Here is a 16,269-nt window from a genome sequence, read left to right on the forward strand (position 1 = left end):
AATCGGAGGCCTATCGATCCAGCGCGACGGCTGTTGGTCTTGCTGAAGCAAGGCAGTACTCATCGATGCCGAAGTGGTCGAGGATATCCTGCAGCCGGGCGGCCTGCGCCGGATCAATGCGTTGCATCCACTTCGCCGCTTGCGCCGCAGGGTCGCTGAGCCGGTCGCGCATGAAATCAGTCGCACTCGATCGGTCGCGGCGCGCGTGATCGATCCACGCATCCGGCTGCACCCCCCATGCAGCTCCGATCCGCTCAAGGCTTGCTGCCGGGTCCAGAAGAAGCTCCTCATAGTAGACCACGATCCAATCTCGCCCGTGGCGAGGATGCCGAAGCGTGGAGAGGTTATTCACGCACCAAAGCGCCAACTGCCGCTCCAAGCCGGGGGCAAGGCGGTTGATCATCTCCAAGTGCTGCAAATGGCGCTCGTTGAACAGCTGGTCGGGCACCGTGTGAGCAGCCGCATGATGGGAAGGGTCCGGGAAGGCCTTGAGCTGAGAGACCACGGTGGGCACCGGATGGCGGAGCAGAAGGATGGGCTTTCGCTTGAATGCGATGCTGGTCGTCATCCACGGCAGCAGAAGATTGGCGCGGACGAATTTGGTGAGGAGCCGCTCCGCGCCGATCGCCTGCTCGCGAGTGCAGTAACGGAGGGTCCATTCGGTATTGCGGTGGCCGCTCAGCGATTCGCGCATCATGGCGAACCGCTCCGGATCACGGTCGTGCTCCGGTATGAATGGCCGTTTGCCCCAACGCATTGCGGCGGGCACGATGCCGAATGCATGGTGCAAGGGCTCCCAATTCAGGGCAGTGCCGGGCCAGGCGCACAAGGTCTCCATGAGCCAGGTGGTGCCGCCACGCGGATCCCCGGTCAGCACGAGCGCATCCTCAGCGCAGAACCCCTTCGCTGCTAAGATGGCGCTGCGGTCGCGCACGCTGCGTGCGGTCCTGGAGCGCTCTTGGCGCTCCTGCCACGCCAGCTTGATCCGTTGCAGCATCGATCAGCTCGCCACTTCCCAGCCGTAGAGCGGCTTCAGGCGCATCATGCCGCCCACATAGAATTTCACGCGGTCCAGTTCGCCTGCGTCACCATTGCTGCGCAGGGTGGTGTCGATCATCTCCACGATCTTCTTGCAGTCCACCTCGAGCAGCCCGCGCGTGGTGATGGCGGCTGTGCCGATGCGGATGCCACTGGTCACGAAAGGGCTCTTGTCGTCGAAGGGCACCATGTTCTTGTTCACCGTGATGTGCGCGAGGCCCAGCAGCCGCTCCGCTTCCTTTCCAGTAAGGTCCTTGTTGCGCAGGTCGATGAGCATGCAGTGGTTGTCCGTGCCGCCGCTCACGATATGGTAGCCCTTGTCCGTCAACGCTTGAGCCATGGCAGCTGCGTTAGCGATCACTTGCTTGCCGTAAACCGTGAAGTCAGGAGATAGCGCTTCGCCGAAAGCGACGGCCTTGGCGGCGATCACATGCTCAAGCGGACCGCCCTGCGTTCCGGGGAATACGGCTCCGTCAAGCACCGCGCTCATCATGCGCACCTCACCCTTGGGCGTGGTGAGGCCCCATGGGTTCTCGAAGTCGCGGCCCATCATGATCAGGCCGCCGCGCGGGCCCCGAAGGGTCTTGTGCGTGGTGGTGGTCACCACATGGCAATGCGGCAACGGGTCATTCAGGAGCTTGGCGGCGATCAATCCGGCCGGGTGGCTCACATCGGCCATTAGGATCGCGCCCACTTCATCGGCGATGGCCCTGAATGCGGCATAGTCCCAATCGCGGCTATAGGCGCTGGCACCGCAGATGATCAGCTTGGGGCGTTCGCGCATGGCCGTTTCGCGCACGCTGTTCATGTCCACGCGGCCGGTGGCCTTGTCAACGCCATAGAAGGTGGGGCGATAGAGCTTCCCGCTGAAGTTCACCGGGCTGCCATGCGTGAGGTGGCCGCCATGGCTCAGGTCGAATCCGAGGATGGTGTCACCGGGCTTCAAGCATGCGAGCATGACAGCAGCATTGGCTTGAGCCCCGCTATGCGGCTGCACGTTGGCCCAGGCTGCGCCGAAGAGCTTCTTAACGCGTTCGATGGCCAGGTTCTCCACCTCGTCAACGAACTCGCAGCCGCCGTAGTAGCGCTTCCCGGGCAGGCCCTCGGCATATTTGTTCGTGAGCACGCTGCCTTGCGCCTCGAGCACTTGGTCGCTCACGTAGTTCTCGCTCGCGATCAGCTCCAGGCCCACGGTCTGGCGCCAACGTTCCTTGTCAATCAGGTCGAATACGGTTTGGTCGCGGTCCATGCGTTTCAGTGCTTGTGCGTTTCAGGCGCGGTCGTGGGCGCTCAGGTAATCCGGGAACAGCTGATAGAAGAAGCGCTCTCGCCAACGCACCTCCTTGGCCATTCCGGCCGTGAAGTAAAGGGCTTGCGAGCGTCCGGAGCGGTTGACGCGCTGCTTTTCGCTCATGAAGCGCAAGCTGGCCTTGGAGTAGCCCTCGCGCCGGAGGAAGCGGCGCAATTCCATGTTGAGGCGCTCGGTGCGCAAGAAGGCGATGCGCGGGAAATGCTGCCGCCATTGCAGCCGCAGGTCCATGCCGTCGTGGAGAGCCAGGGCGGTGGTCAACGGGTCGCGTGCGTACATGCGGATGAATTGCAAGGTGAGCGGCCCGACCCGCGTGCGCATGCCCGGCGGCGCGGAAGCCTCATATGCCCAGCCCATGTGCAAGTCGAAGTATTCGGCGAAGCTGATCTCCGGGAAATGAGGGAGGGAGGTTCGCACTGCATCGGTGTCGAGCCTCGGGTCCTTGGCCCAGGCCCTGAACTCGTAGAGCGAAATGATCCGGGCCATGGGTTCGCGAACCACGGTGACGATCGCTTTGTTGCGATGCTCCTCCGGGACCTGGCAATAGGCGCCGTGGGCCACCTCCTTCGCCTTGGCGGCGTGCTCGGCGTTGAAGAGGTTGGGCTTCATCAGCACATCCTTCAGCATGCGTTGCGGCGCGCCCATGCGCCACGCCATGCGCTGGCGTAGCGTCGGCGGATGATGGAAATGCGCCTGCTTCACCGCTTCACGCGCAAAGCTGCTCCCGGTCTTGGGGAAATTCAGCATTACGAAGCGCTCCGTGATGATCATCTCCAGCTGCTCGCGCCATGGACCGCCAACCCCTTCAGCCGGTTCAATGCTGCACCACGAAACCCAAGGCCCTGCGAACGCTTCCGGTCGTTAGCACGAGTTGATAGGCACCCGCTGGCAAGTCGTGGGTGGGCAGAACCCAAGCGCCGCCATGGGCAGCATGAAACTCGCTCACGGTTCGGCCTGCGGCATCTGTGATCACGATGCCGTACATCCCAGCGGGGAGCCCCAGCAGCCTCAGTTCCTGATCGGCCGGCACAGGTCCGATAACGACCGCGTTGAGCGCATTCTCGTTGATGCCGACGTAGGTGTTCACAAGGACGCACGACGTGTCGTTCGCGGTCACCGCGTCGTTCGGCAGTGTGGTCCATGCACAGAGACTGCCGGTCTCATCGCCCGTTGGGGCGTAAGAGGTGCTGAAGGTGAAGAGCTGCTGCGCCCCGGGGTTGATGGCCGGTCCGGAGTAGGCCTGCGTGACCACGTTGCCATTGCCGAATCGGTAATGCACATCGATGGAGGTCAGCACCTGATTGCCATAGTTGCGGATCCAAGGTCGGATGGCAGTAGGCGACCCGATGGCCTGCCCATCAAGGAGATTGAAGAAGCCATTGCAGCCAGCATCGAAGACGGGCACTTGCCCCAAGCGCAGGCCGATGAAGAAATCCTGGATGGTACGGTCGCGGTATTCGGCCCAAACGCCATCGATCACTTCGTAGCTGTTGAGGGAGAAGGGCGGGGTGATGTCAACGGCGATGTTGATGTCGGCGCCGAGCATGTACCACTGGACATAAACACCGCCGCTGGTGATGGTGATAGGAGCGGAGAGCGGGATCACTTGATCGCCAGCGATGGCTTGCGCCGCAGGGATGTTCACAGAGTCGAGAAGGGTGCCGGGCAGGCCGCCGGGCGCGTCATCATCGTACACCTTCATGGTATATCCGGCCAGCCCGATGTTGCTCACGATGCGCACCGTGGTGTGCGTGGCGTAGGCGGGGTAGTAGGGCGGCTTGATGTACATGCCCACGCCGCCATTGCCCCCGTTCCAGCTCAGGCCCACGCCGTTGTCAGTCAGGCCGTGATATCGCAGGTCCTGGATGGCGGTGGTGGTGTCCACCACCACGATCTCCTGCGTTTGCGTGTTGTTCAGGGTCACCAATTCGCCGGTGAGGCCGCTCACGGTGGTATTGAAGCGGTAGGTGCCTGCCGGGTTCGGAACCCAGGTCGGAGCGAAGAGCACAGTTGTGTCGAGGCCGGGCACGATGTTGCCGATGGGCTGCGTCGCGGTGATCTGCGTGGCTCCGACGGAATTCACCAAAGCGCCCGCGAAGCCGAAGGGGCCCGTATCCGTATTGCCCACGTTGAGTGCGTTGGCCACCATGGAATAGCTCGATCCATTGCGCGAGCGGAAAATGCCGTTGGAGCCCGGCTGGCCGTTCCAGCCCACCGTGGCATCCAGGATCTGCAAGGTGCTCGATGGGGGCATGTAGTAACGGATGGCGATGCCCGTGACCGGGTACACGTTGCTGCTATGCTGCAGGCCGATGCTGCCGGCGACGCTCTCGATGCCGAGCTTCAGCTCGTTGTTCTGCGTGAGGCCCGTTTGCGTGAGGTACTGCACCGTGATGCTGCTATCCAGCTTATTCAGGATGATCTGGAAGGTGTTGCTGCCGGTGTACGTCGGCGCGGTGGGTGACCAGAAAGGCACATCGATCCATGAGATGATGGTGGTATCGCCGGTATCGAGCAGGTAGCAACGGCCTGGGTTGCCTGATCCGAGGAAGTTCAGGTCGCTGGCCATGCCTGCCACGTAGTCGTTCACTCCGCCGTTGGTGGGGATCATGGGGAAGGGCGATGCGAGGTTGCCGCCGTTGAAGGCGACATAGCCGTTGCTCCCTATCCACAGATTCTTCCGGGCATACCAGTAGAAGGGCATGTCGGTTTCCATCACGATCGGTCCGACCACGTTATCGTCGCCCAAGCCCATGATCATCTGTCCGGTAGTGGTGATGTCAATCCAGCTGAACACAGGGCCACCGGGCTCGTTGCTGTCCTTCCAGATGTAGCCGTAAGCGTCAGGACCGCCCTGTGCGGCGAACAGCGCGGGTGCAAGGAGCAGGGTGAGGAGGAGCGCGGAAAGATGCTTCATGTCGGATGGGGTTGGTGATGGCCCCGCCAAGGTAGTCGGACTAACCATACGCCCCACGGGTCAGTTCGCGAGCGAGCTTCCGTTCCAGAACCAGCAGCGTTCAGGATGGTCAAGCGGGGAGGGCATGCGCATCACCCAGCGCGCATCGAGACGGTCAGCCTCAATGGCCTCCACCTCGCGCATGGCTTCCAGGATGCCAAGCATCAGGCTGAGCAGCAATGAACGCAGGAATGGCTTCATGATTCAGAGGCCCTTCGCCCTTTCCCAGTACACATCCATCTCCGCCAGGCTCATCTCCCCCATGCGCTTGCCGTCCTTTCGGCTCTCGCGCTCGAGGAATTGGAAACGGCTGATGAATTTGCGGTTGGTGCGCTCGAGGGCCTCATCCGGATCCACGCCCAGGAAACGCGCGTAGTTCACCACGCTGAAGAGCACGTCACCGATCTCGTCCGCTTGTTTGGCGCTGCATGCATCCACTTCGGCCTTCAGTTCGCTGAGCTCTTCATGCACCTTGTCCCATACCTGCTCTTTGTGCTCCCAATCGAAGCCGACGCCGCGTGCTTTGTCCTGAATGCGGATGGCTTTCACCAGGCTCGGCAGGCCCTTGGGCACGCCTTCCAGGACGCTAGGCTCCGCCGACCGGTCACTGCGGGAGGATCGAAGCGTTCCTGAGTAGCCAGCGCCGGGATCCTCGGCTTTCTCCTGAAGCTTGATGCGCTCCCAATTCGCCTTCACCTCCTCCTCGTCCTTCACCTTCACATCACCGTAGATGTGCGGATGCCGGCGAATGAGTTTCTCGCAGATTCCGTTGAGCACATCGGTGATATCGAAGGCCTCCTTCTCCCTTCCGATGCGCGCATAGAAGGCGATGTGCAGGATCAGGTCGCCCAGTTCCTTCTTCACGCCGTCAAGGTCGCCTTCCAGGATGGCGTCGCCCAGCTCGTAGGTCTCCTCGATGGTGAGCGGGCGCAGGGTCTCTAGCGTCTGCTTCCTGTCCCATGGGCATTGCTCGCGCAATTCGTCCATGATCTTCAAGAGGCGGAGGAAGGCTTCGGCGCGTGGGTCCATGGGGCGAAGGTCGTTCGGCCGATGCTTCACATCCCTTTGTCCTTGTTGAAGGCCGCCGTGCCTCCGCGCGGAATGGAGAGGCTCTGAAAGCCTTCGCCCTTGAAGAGCTTGCCCAGCAGCACGATCTGTCCCACGTGATAGGGCACATGCGCCAGCTGGCGCGTGATGGCCTGCGCCACGGTGTGCGGTTCGGTACGGATGTGAACGATGCCATCGAGTTGTTCAGCTGTGAGCGGATCGATGGCGGTGAAGAGCCTATCCCAGCCCTCGTTCCATAGGCGCAGCACCTCCTCACGCGTGGTGACGCCGGGCTCGAATTCTCCCTCACGGTTGCGCCAGGGCTTCTCGCCGTCCGAGGTGAGGAAATCGGTCCATCGGCTCAGCATGTTGCCATGCAGGTGCTGAACGATCACCGCGATGGAATTGCTGCCGGGCGCCGGCTCACGGAAGAGGTCAGCGTCGGGCAGCTGGTTGAAGGTCTTCTCGCCCAGGGTGCGGTAGTAGGCGAACTCCTTGCGGGCGCTGTCGAGGAAGCGGAGGGCAGGCATGCCGCGAAGATCGGCACCCGCTACCTTGCCGCCATGCGCTTCCTATTGCTGTCCATTGCCGGGTTGATCTCGGCCTTCACGATCGCTCAACCCGATGTGGTGGTCTTTGGCGCGGTGAAGGACATCAGGACCGGTGAGCGGCTCACCGGCATCACCGTTGAGGCCATCGACCTCAAGTGGGGCCGTTGGGAGCTGGCGGCAACGAACGATAGTTCCAAGTATGAGTTGGACCTCGGCCGCAACGGAGAATGGCTCTTGACCTATTCCGCGTCCGGCTATGTGAGCAAACGGATCAAGCTCATCCTGTTCGGACCAACGCCCGAGGAATGGATCGGCGGCTTCGGGATGAATGTGGATATGATCATGATCCAGCCGCAGGAAGGTGTGGACTATTCCATTCTTGATGAGCCCTTCGGCATTTGCCGGTACAACCGCGAGACAGGCAATTTCGAGTGGGACTTGCCCTACACCGAGAAGATGCGCGAGCAACAGGCAGCCTTGCTGAAAGCGCAGTAGGGCCGCACGTCAGCCTAACGTTCGATCACGCGGAACTCCACCCGCCGATTGATGGCACGGTTGGCCTCGTTATCGTTCGGCTGCAATGGCTTGCCTTCTCCGTAGCCCATCCAGGATAATCGCTCCTGTTCCACTTTCTTCTTCAAGAGGTAATCCACCACGGCCTTGGCACGGGCATCGCTCAATTTGAGGTTGTACTCGTCACTGCCCTGATCATCGGTGTGGCCCTCGATCTCCACGCGCAGGTACGGGAAGTCGGTCATCAGGTCCACGAGCTTCTCCAATTCCTTCTCGTAGCCGGGCAGCAGCTCGGCCTTGTCGAAATCGAATTGCACGTTGTCCAAGCGCACGCGTGTGCCCACGGCCGGTTCCACTTGGTGGATGTCGACCGTGGTGCTGCTCACGTGGTCGGGCACCACGGGGCGCGGCGGGGGAGGCAGGCTCTCTTTAGGCTTCGGGGTCAAGGCTGTTCCGGGCGGTGCTACGCGCACGCTCACATCGTCGATGAAATAGTAGGCGCCGCGCTCGCCTTGGGGCTGTCGCTCGTGCTGGGTGGCATCATCGCCATAGAAGTTCCCGATGACCACGAAGCGCTCACTGCCCGTGGCGTCGAACACGCCGCGCACCTTGTGCCAGCCGCTTTTGATGAGCCTCTCCTCATTCACCGTGGGGGTGATGTGCAGCGGCAGCCGGTCGCGCGTGCTGATGGGCGCATCGGTGAAGAGCAGGCCCACATTGTTGCTGGCGTCGTTGCTCTTCACGGCGCGCAAGGCCCAGACCTCGGCGATGTAGCGCACGCCGGCTTGCAGCGGTTCCTTCAGTTCGGCCTGGACGTACTCGTGCCAGAAGGTGGGCGTGTTGCCCTTGCCGTAGGTCTTGATGCCCACCATGCCCTGGCCGCTGTGCGTGCTCTGCTTGCCGCCGCTGTGCTGCTTCGGATGAGCCCAGCATTCGGGGTCGAGGGTGGTGCTGAAATGGTCGGGAGTGGTCTGCGTTGGCGAGCTCCACCCGGTGACGTTGGCGGCGAATTTCTCGGGGTCGGTGGTCCACACGCAGGAAGCCTTGGTGATCTCCTCGAAGCCCGGATTGGGCGCCAGGTTGGGCATGGTATCGTTGAGAACGGCACGCTGAAAGACGTTCTGCGCGGCCAGCAGGCCTGAAATGGCCAGCAATGCGATGGATAGGCTGATTCGAAGCATGCGGCGAAGCTACCCGGGTGCTTTGCGGATAAGCAGCGTTGAACCGCTTGGGAAATGAACCGGGCGTTGTGGGGATAGGGCCGCTATCAGGCATCCTGCATCCATGATGGCCCGTCTTTGATATGCACCCAGCCGCACCGTGGTTTCCATAACTTGCAGGGATCATTGTCTCCGATGCGCTCCATCCTGATCCTCCTACTGCCCATGGCGCTTGGCGCGAATGCGCAAGAAGGTGCTGCGCTGGACAAGTTGCAGGCGCGCTTCGCTCCGGAACACATCGAGGATATGCGGCAGCACAGCCACTATAAGTACGTTGGCCTGCTGCTCTACTATGGCCGTTCTTTCCAGGTGCAGGACGGGCCCTTGTTCCGCGACCCCACCGATGCGGAGATCCTCGGCTTGGATCTGCACGCTTACGATGCCCTCCGGACGCAATCTGCGGATGTCCTTGTCGAGGATCCGTACATCAACCGACGCATCCTGCTTTTCTCGCGCGATCGTTTCGAGGCGCTGGTCATAGAACATCTTAGCGAGAGCGACCGTCAGGCATACCTGGCATACCGCGCAGCTGCTCTCGCCGCTGGTTCCAAGACCCCAGTACCATGAGCTGGTCCATTAGAATCGCACTGCTGTTGGCGGCTGCTATCGCCGGTCCTGCACTTATTGCGCAGACATATTCGCATTCCACCGTGGGCCAGCAGGGAACCTACACGGGCAATTGCATGGTGACCACCTGCTCCGGCACCTACTACGACAACGGCGGTGCTGCAGGCAATTATGCGGCGAACGTGAATAACATCTTCAGGACATTCTGCCCGAACCAAGCGGGCATGTGCGTGCGCGCGACGTTCACGCAATTCTCGATGAACGACACGTACTTCCTGTGCTTTGGCCCGAACAGTTGTTGCGACTACCTCTCCATCCTCAATGGTCCGGTGCAGAACAGCCCAGCGCTATGGAGCAATTGCACCACCTCCCCGGGCGTCATCACCGCGAACAACCCCAGCGGCTGCCTCACTTTCCGCTTCGTCTCTGATGGCAGCGTGCAATTGGCCGGCTGGACCGCCACCATCAGCTGTGTGCCCTGCGCAGGCGGGCCCAGCGGCACCTCGAACAGTGATTGCGCCTTCGCCACGCCGGTATGCGTGGATACACCCTTCTCCGATGCCTCTCCGGGCCCGGGAATCACCGCCGAGGGCTGCACAGGGTGCGTGACCTCGGAGAACTACACCAATTGGTACCGAATCCAGATTCAGACCAGCGGAACACTCGCCTTCACGATCAACCCGAACAACAACGCTGAGGACTTCGATCCTGTCGTATTCGGCCCCAACGTGACCTGCGGCGCGCTCGGAACGCCCGTGCGCTGCTCATACGCGATCAACTCGGGTAATGGGAATACGGGGCTTGGCAATGGCGCAGCAGACGCATCAGAGACCGTGACAGGTGACCAATGGGTCTCACAGATGAACGTTACCGCCGGTCAGGTCTATTACATCATGATCAACGGCTGGTCAGCGAATTCCGGTGCGAGCGGCTTCCTGCTCGACTGGACCGGGACGGCCACGCTGAATTGCACGCTGCCGGTTGAATTGCTGAGCGTGGAGGCTGAATGCGCGGATGGACAGGCTTTGATCGAGTGGGCCACCGGGAGCGAATGGCACAACAGCCACTTTGCTGTTGAGCGCAGCATCGACGGTCTTTCCTGGAAAGAGGCAGGTCGTGTAAACGGGGTGGGCAACACCCAGGACTTGACGGAATACCTGTTCGTTGATCCAGAACTTCCGGCGAGCGAGGTGACCTATTACCGCATCCGCCAAACGGACATCACAGGCGAGGAGTCCGTGAGCCGTGTTGTGGAACTGTTGGGCTGCGGGATCAGGCCCGGAATGCGCGTTGCGCCGAATCCTACAGCCGATGGCATTCGTGTGGACCTGAGCAGCGCATGGGCGCCTGCTTCGGTGATCGAGCTGTTTGATGTCACCGGCCGCTTGGTTGCCGTGATCCCGCTCCAGGAATCCCGAGCCGTGGACATCCCCATGGCGAAGCTTGATGCAGGCACCTACTCCTTAGGGCTTCGCATGCCGGATGGCCGTTTGGTGGAACGCGTACAAGTGGTGAAGCAGTAGCATTGCTCCCGGTTCTTTAACGCTTGACCTTATGGGGCCGCTCTTCCGAGGGCTCCGCCGTTCGTGTAGGGAGAAGCAGGGCGCAAGTCACGGCCGGTACTTTCGGCCCGCTGCCGCATTCCAGCCGCGATGATCGATCTCAAAGGCATCCGCAAAGCCTACCGCATGGGGGCCAATATCCTGCCCGTGCTAAAGGGCATCGACCTGCACATCGGCAGCGGCGAACTGGTGAGCATCATGGGTGCCAGCGGCAGCGGCAAGAGCACCTTGCTCAACATCATCGGCATCCTTGATGGCTACGACCAGGGAGAGTACCTGCTCGATGGCATGCTCATCAAGGGCCAGAGCGAGACGGAGAATGCCCTGCTGCGGAGCAAGTACATCGGCTTCGTGTTCCAGAGCTTCAACTTGATCGGCTTCAAGAACGCCATGGAGAACGTGGCGCTGCCGCTCTATTACCAGGGCGTGGCGCGCCGCAAGCGCAATGACCTGGCGCTATCCATGCTCGAGAAGGTGGGGCTGAAGGACTGGGCCAGGCACATGCCCAATGAGATGAGCGGCGGGCAGAAGCAGCGCGTTGCCATCGCGCGCGCGCTCATCAGCAGCCCGAAGATCATCCTCGCTGATGAGCCCACCGGCGCCTTGGACAGCACCACCAGCCATGAAGTGATGGACCTGCTCACCAGCGTGAACAAGGACCTCGGCCTCACCGTGGTGATCGTGACGCACGAGCGCGAGGTGGCCGCTGCCACTCAACGCGTGATCTACTTGCGCGATGGACTGATCGAGAATGCGCACATGGACCCTGCAAGCCTGATGGCCGATGTTCGATAGGGAGAAATGGGGCGAGGTCTTCGAGAGCATCGGCAAGAACAAGCTGAGGGCGGCGCTCACGGGCATCAGCGTATTCACGGGCATCTTCATGCTCATCATCCTGCTGGGACTCGGCAAGGGGCTGCGCAATGGCTTCGAGTACGGCTTCCGGAACCAGAACGTGAATACCATCCATGTGCGCGGCGGAACGACCCTGAGGCCATGGAAGGGCCTGCCCCCGAACCGACGGGTGACCTTGGAGAATGCGGACATGGCCGCCCTGCGGCTGGGCGTCCGCGAGCTGGAGCATAGCAGCGGGGAGTACTGGCTTTGGCGCGGCGAGAGCGTGCTGAACAACGGTGAGCGCTATGGCAACTACACCATCCAAGGCATTGAGCCCGCGTACTTCCACGTGGAATCGCAGATCATTGAAGCCGGCCGCTACATCAACGAGCCGGACCAGATCGAAGGGCGCAAGGTGATCGTCATCGCCAACGATGCGCGCGAGAAGCTCTTCGGCGCTGAGGACCCGCTGCACCATTGGATCCAGGTGAACGGCATCCCGTTCGAGGTGGTGGGGGTCTACCGCTTCGAGCAGACGCAGGGACAGAACCAGCGAAGCAAGGTCTTCATCCCCTTGAGCACCGCGCAGCGCGTCTTCGGCGCCTACACCGCGATAGACGAGTTCCACTTCACGCTCGGCCATGCCACGCTCGATGAGAGCAAGCGCGCCGTTAGCCGTGTGAAGAGCATCCTAGCCGCGCGCCACAACTTCGACCCTTCTGATGAGCGCGCGATATGGGTGGAGAACTCGCTTGAGAATTACACTATGTTCAGCGGCGTCTTCATGGCCATCAGCACCTTCGTTTGGGTCATGGGCATCGGCACCATCATCGCGGGCATCATGGGCGTGAGCAACATCATGCTGATCGTGGTGCAGGAGCGCACCCGTGAGATCGGGGTGCGCAAGGCATTGGGCGCGACCCCGCGGTCCGTGATGGGCCAGGTGATGATGGAAGCGCTGATCGTGACCAGTGCCGCAGGCTACGGGGGGCTGCTGCTCGGGCTGGGTTCCTTGGAAGCCATCGCACGGCTGCTGCCCGGCGGCCCCATGTTCCGCCAGCCTGAAGTGGACATCAGCATCGCCATCCAAGCGCTCATCCTGCTCATCATCACCGGTACGCTCGCAGGCCTCATGCCCGCGCGCCGCGCCGCCCGCATCCGTCCCATCGAAGCCCTGCGCGATGAATGAGCAACCCGGGACCTCGGTGAACCTGCAACCTCCAACCCGAAGCTGAAGATGTTCGACCGCGAGCGATGGGGCGAGATCTGGCAGACGCTGAGCCGTAACAAGCTGCGCAGCTTCCTCACGGCATTCGGCGTGGGATGGGGCATCTTCATGCTCATCCTCATGCTGGGCGCGGGAAATGGCTTGAGCAACGGTGTGGCGGGCGCTTTCGAAGGCTGGGCCAGCAACGCTTGCTATGTGTGGGCCCAGACCACCTCCTTGCCCTACAAGGGCCTTCCGCGCGGACGCTATTTCGATTTCGACAACGACGACATCGCGCTGATCAGCCAGCGGGTGAAGGGCATCGAGGCATTGGCCCCCCGGCTGCAGCTGGGTGGCTGGCGCGGCGGCAACAATGTGGTGCGGGGCAACAAGACCGCAGCGCTGACGGTGAATGGAGATCTGCCTTCGATCATGCGGATACAGGGCACGTATGTGGAGGAAGGCCGCTTCCTGCACGAGCGCGATGTGCTCGAGAAGCGCAAAGTGTGCGTGGTCGGCAGGCGCGCCGTGCAATTGCTCTACGAGCCGGATGAGAAGGTGCTCGGCTCCTGGATCCGGATCAATGGCGTGTACTTCCAGGTCGTGGGAGTTCATATGCCCAAGGCCAGCGCGGAGATGGGGGACGATCAGACGGCCGTGATCTACGTGCCATTCTCCACATTCCAAACGGCGTTCAATGCGCTCAATCAAGTCCATTGGTTCGCGATCACCGCCCAGCCCGGCACCCCGGCCTCCCAGGTGCAGGCCGATGTGAAGAAGCTGCTGGCCGTGAAGCACCGCGTGCACCCGGATGATGACATGGCCTTCGGCAGCTTCAACGTGGAGGAGATGTTCGATATGACCAATGACCTGCTCACGGCGATCACGGCCCTGGCGTGGTTCGTGGGAATATGCACCCTCATCGCAGGGGTGGTGGGCGTGAGCAATATCATGCTGGTGGTGATCCGCGAACGCACCAACGAGATCGGAGTCCGCCGCAGCATCGGCGCCACCCCGGGGCGCATCACCGCACAGATCGTCCTCGAGGCCCTCACCCTCACCCTCATCGCCGGCTATAGCGGATTGCTCCTCGGCATGCTCCTGCTAGAGGCCGTGAGCAGCGCTGGCCTGGAAGGCGCCTTCTTCGCCAAGCCTGAGATCGACCTCGTCACTGCGCTGGTGGCCCTCGCGGTGCTCGTGGTCAGCGGCGTGCTCGCCGGCTTGTTCCCCGCGAGGCGCGCGCTCGCCATACGGGTGGTCGATGCGCTCAGGGCGGATAAATGATGAACGCGATCATGAGCACGAGCCAGTCCCGACCGCCACGTCCGACCCGGAAGATCGACTCAGCCGCAGGCCGGCGCATGACCATCAGCACCAAGCAACGAATCTCCAATCCTTGAACCGCGCATGAAACGCATCCTCCGCTACCTGCTCATCGCCGCCGTCGTCCTTGTCGTGCTCTGGTCCTTCGCCTTCTTGTACAGCAAAGGCGCCAAGAAGCCCGATGAGTTCGCCATCGAGAGGCCCAAGAAGGCCAATGTGATCAAGAAGACCGTGGCCAACGGCAAGATCGTGCCGCGCAAGGAGATCCTGATCAAGCCCGTGGTCAGCGGCATCATCCGCGAGCTTTACGTCGAAGCCGGCCAGCAGGTGAAGAAGGACCAGCCCCTCGCCAAGATCCAGATCGTGCCCGACATGCTCAGCCTAAGCAATGCTGAGAACCGCGTGCGCACGGCGGAGATCAATGCGCAGAACGCCCAGATGGACTTCGACCGCAACAAGCCGCTGCTCGATAAAGGCGTGATCAGCGCAGCGGAGATGCAGCGCTTCGATATCGCGCTGCGCAGCGCCAAGCAGGACCTTGAAGCAGCCAAAGAGGCGCTGCAAGTCGTGCGCGACGGCATCAGCCGAAGCAGCGCGGGCAATACCATCGTGCGCAGCACCATCGAGGGCATGGTGCTCGACGTGCCTGTGAAGGAGGGCAATAGCGTGATCGAGCGCAACAACTTCAACGAAGGCACCACCATCGCTGCGATCGCTGACATGAGCGACCTGATCTTCCAAGGCAAGGTGGATGAGAGCGAGGTGGGCAAGGTGCGCCTGGCCATGCCCGTTGTGCTCACCGTGGGCGCCATCGAGAGCGCTACCTGGGATGCGGAGCTGGAGTACATCGCGCCCAAAGGCGTGGAGGAGAACGGCGCCATCCAGTTCGAGATCCGTGCAGCGGTGAAGCTCGCACAGGGCCAGGCGCTGCGCAGCGGCTACAGCGCCAATGCCGACATCGAGCTCGAGCGTCGCGACAGCGTACTCACCGTGCCCGAGAGCGTGGTGGAATTCAACGCGAAGGGCGATAGCGCATTCGTGCAGGTGAAGAACGGGGAGGAATGGAAGCGCACATGGATCAAGACAGGACTGAGCGACGGCATCAACCTGGAAGTGCTCGACGGCGTGACCAAGGACACCGAACTGAAGGGAGCCAAGAAGGAGGAGGAGGCCAGTGTGTCGGTGACGGTGGATTAGGCCACCAGCGCCTCGACGGCTTCCGTCATCGTACCGATCTTGAATCGGTAGCCCAGCTCTTGCGCGCGGGTCGGAAGCACCCATCGGCTCTTGAGCACCAGCTCGGTCTCCGTGCCCAATAAGCGAGCGCCAAGCCCGAGCATCCAGCGCGGCGAGGGCAGCGCGATCCATGGCTTGATGCGTTCCCGGAGGATCCGCATCAATTCCGCTTGGCGCAAAGGGCCGGGCGAAGAGAGATTGATGGCCCCGAGCGCCTTCGGCTCTTCGATGAGCCACTCGAAGAAGCCCGCCACGTCCTCTTCATGCACCCAACTCACCATCTGCTGGCCGTTTCCATGCTGTCCGCCAAGTCCCCAGCGCACCAGCTGCGCATACCGAGGGAAAGCGCCGCCCTTGCCGCTGAAGACGATGGCGCAGCGCACGGCGACTTGCCGTAGGCCTTCGCGCTTGTGACGGAAGAACTCGTTCTCCCACGCCTTCACCACTTGCGGGCTGAAGTCGGCCCCGAGCTCTCCGGTCTCCTCGTCCATCGCGCGATCCTCCGCGTGCCGATAGACCGTTGCGCTGCTCAGGTTGATCCACACCGGTGGTGGTGATGCGATCGAAAGCATGGCCTCGCCCAACGCATGCGTCGACTCCAATCGGCTGTTGAGTATGGCCGCCCGGTTCTCCGGGGTGTAGCGGCAATCCACGCTGCGGCCAGCCAGGTTGATGACCGCATCGGCGCCATCCAGCTCGCTCCACCAAGCGCCTCGTGAGCGGCCGTTCCATTGCACCATTCGAGCGGCCGGGTGCTGCCCGATGCCGGTGCGGCGAGTGAGCACTGCCACCTCATCCCCGCGCTCCGTGAATCGCTGTTGCAGGATCCTTCCGATGGTTCCGGTGCCTCCGGCAAGAATGATCTTCATGGCTGGTCATGCCGGTCTCGACCGGCATCATATT

General features: G+C 62.0%; 16 protein-coding genes. 7 read left to right on the forward strand and 9 right to left on the reverse strand.

Annotated features, from left to right (window positions below):
- Window positions 1-10: 10 nt before the first annotated feature.
- The 7 genes from IPK70_08595 to IPK70_08625 are packed head-to-tail and all read right to left on the reverse strand — an operon-like array spanning window position 11 to window position 6,880.
- Window positions 11-997 (reverse strand): sulfotransferase domain-containing protein, encoded by a 987-nt coding sequence (locus tag IPK70_08595; GenBank protein ID MBK8227221.1) that lies wholly within the window; start codon window positions 995-997, stop codon window positions 11-13.
- A 3-nt stretch (window positions 998-1,000) separates the two neighbouring features.
- Window positions 1,001-2,287 carry a serine hydroxymethyltransferase gene (locus IPK70_08600; protein ID MBK8227222.1) on the reverse strand — a complete coding sequence of 429 codons (1,287 nt, stop codon included), beginning with the start codon at window positions 2,285-2,287 and terminating at the stop codon, window positions 1,001-1,003.
- A gap of 21 nt (window positions 2,288-2,308) precedes the next feature.
- Complete coding sequence (locus tag IPK70_08605; GenBank protein ID MBK8227223.1) at window positions 2,309-3,118, reverse strand: hypothetical protein; 810 nt, start codon at window positions 3,116-3,118, stop codon at window positions 2,309-2,311.
- Between the two features lie 43 nt (window positions 3,119-3,161).
- Complete coding sequence (locus tag IPK70_08610) at window positions 3,162-5,264, reverse strand: hypothetical protein (protein ID MBK8227224.1); 2,103 nt, start codon at window positions 5,262-5,264, stop codon at window positions 3,162-3,164.
- Window positions 5,265-5,324: 60 nt separating this feature from the next.
- A complete protein-coding gene (locus tag IPK70_08615) occupies window positions 5,325-5,504 on the reverse strand; it encodes a hypothetical protein (GenBank protein ID MBK8227225.1) in 180 nt (59 codons plus the stop codon).
- A gap of 3 nt (window positions 5,505-5,507) precedes the next feature.
- On the reverse strand, window positions 5,508-6,332 hold the full coding sequence (gene mazG / locus IPK70_08620; GenBank protein MBK8227226.1) for a nucleoside triphosphate pyrophosphohydrolase: 825 nt from the start codon (window positions 6,330-6,332) through the stop codon (window positions 5,508-5,510).
- A gap of 26 nt (window positions 6,333-6,358) precedes the next feature.
- Window positions 6,359-6,880 (reverse strand): DUF1572 family protein, encoded by a 522-nt coding sequence (locus tag IPK70_08625; GenBank protein MBK8227227.1) that lies wholly within the window; start codon window positions 6,878-6,880, stop codon window positions 6,359-6,361.
- Window positions 6,881-6,913: 33 nt separating this feature from the next.
- On the opposite strand from IPK70_08625, the gene IPK70_08630 reads away from it, so the two are divergent.
- Entirely contained in the window at window positions 6,914-7,396 is a 483-nt protein-coding gene (locus IPK70_08630; GenBank protein MBK8227228.1) for a hypothetical protein, read from the forward strand.
- Window positions 7,397-7,410: 14 nt separating this feature from the next.
- Here the strand turns inward: IPK70_08630 and IPK70_08635 are convergent, their stop codons facing one another.
- Complete coding sequence (locus IPK70_08635) at window positions 7,411-8,595, reverse strand: OmpA family protein (protein ID MBK8227229.1); 1,185 nt, start codon at window positions 8,593-8,595, stop codon at window positions 7,411-7,413.
- Between the two features lie 174 nt (window positions 8,596-8,769).
- On the opposite strand from IPK70_08635, the gene IPK70_08640 reads away from it, so the two are divergent.
- The 6 genes from IPK70_08640 (at window position 8,770) to IPK70_08665 (ending at window position 15,327) form a co-directional block, all read left to right on the forward strand.
- The gene (locus tag IPK70_08640; GenBank protein ID MBK8227230.1) at window positions 8,770-9,201 is read left to right on the forward strand and encodes a hypothetical protein; all 432 of its coding nucleotides are present in this window, start codon (window positions 8,770-8,772) and stop codon (window positions 9,199-9,201) included.
- Entirely contained in the window at window positions 9,198-10,724 is a 1,527-nt protein-coding gene (locus IPK70_08645; protein MBK8227231.1) for a hypothetical protein, read from the forward strand. Before IPK70_08640 ends, IPK70_08645 begins: the two co-directional genes overlap by 4 nt.
- Window positions 10,725-10,853: 129 nt before the next feature.
- On the forward strand, window positions 10,854-11,558 hold the full coding sequence (locus IPK70_08650) for an ABC transporter ATP-binding protein (protein ID MBK8227232.1): 705 nt from the start codon (window positions 10,854-10,856) through the stop codon (window positions 11,556-11,558).
- Window positions 11,548-12,789, forward strand: a complete 1,242-nt coding sequence (locus IPK70_08655) for an ABC transporter permease (GenBank protein MBK8227233.1) — start codon at window positions 11,548-11,550, stop codon at window positions 12,787-12,789. Before IPK70_08650 ends, IPK70_08655 begins: the two co-directional genes overlap by 11 nt.
- Window positions 12,790-12,837: 48 nt before the next feature.
- A complete protein-coding gene (locus IPK70_08660) occupies window positions 12,838-14,091 on the forward strand; it encodes an ABC transporter permease (protein MBK8227234.1) in 1,254 nt (417 codons plus the stop codon).
- A gap of 123 nt (window positions 14,092-14,214) precedes the next feature.
- The gene (locus IPK70_08665) at window positions 14,215-15,327 is read left to right on the forward strand and encodes an efflux RND transporter periplasmic adaptor subunit (GenBank protein ID MBK8227235.1); all 1,113 of its coding nucleotides are present in this window, start codon (window positions 14,215-14,217) and stop codon (window positions 15,325-15,327) included.
- Here the strand turns inward: IPK70_08665 and IPK70_08670 are convergent.
- Window positions 15,324-16,235 (reverse strand): TIGR01777 family protein, encoded by a 912-nt coding sequence (locus IPK70_08670; GenBank protein MBK8227236.1) that lies wholly within the window; start codon window positions 16,233-16,235, stop codon window positions 15,324-15,326. The two genes, IPK70_08665 and IPK70_08670, sit on opposite strands and share 4 nt — an antisense overlap.
- Between the last annotated feature and the right edge of the window lie 34 nt (window positions 16,236-16,269).

It is taken from the genome of Flavobacteriales bacterium (assembly GCA_016712535.1).
In the GTDB taxonomy this organism is placed as follows: Bacteria; Bacteroidota; Bacteroidia; order Flavobacteriales_F; family PHOS-HE28; genus PHOS-HE28.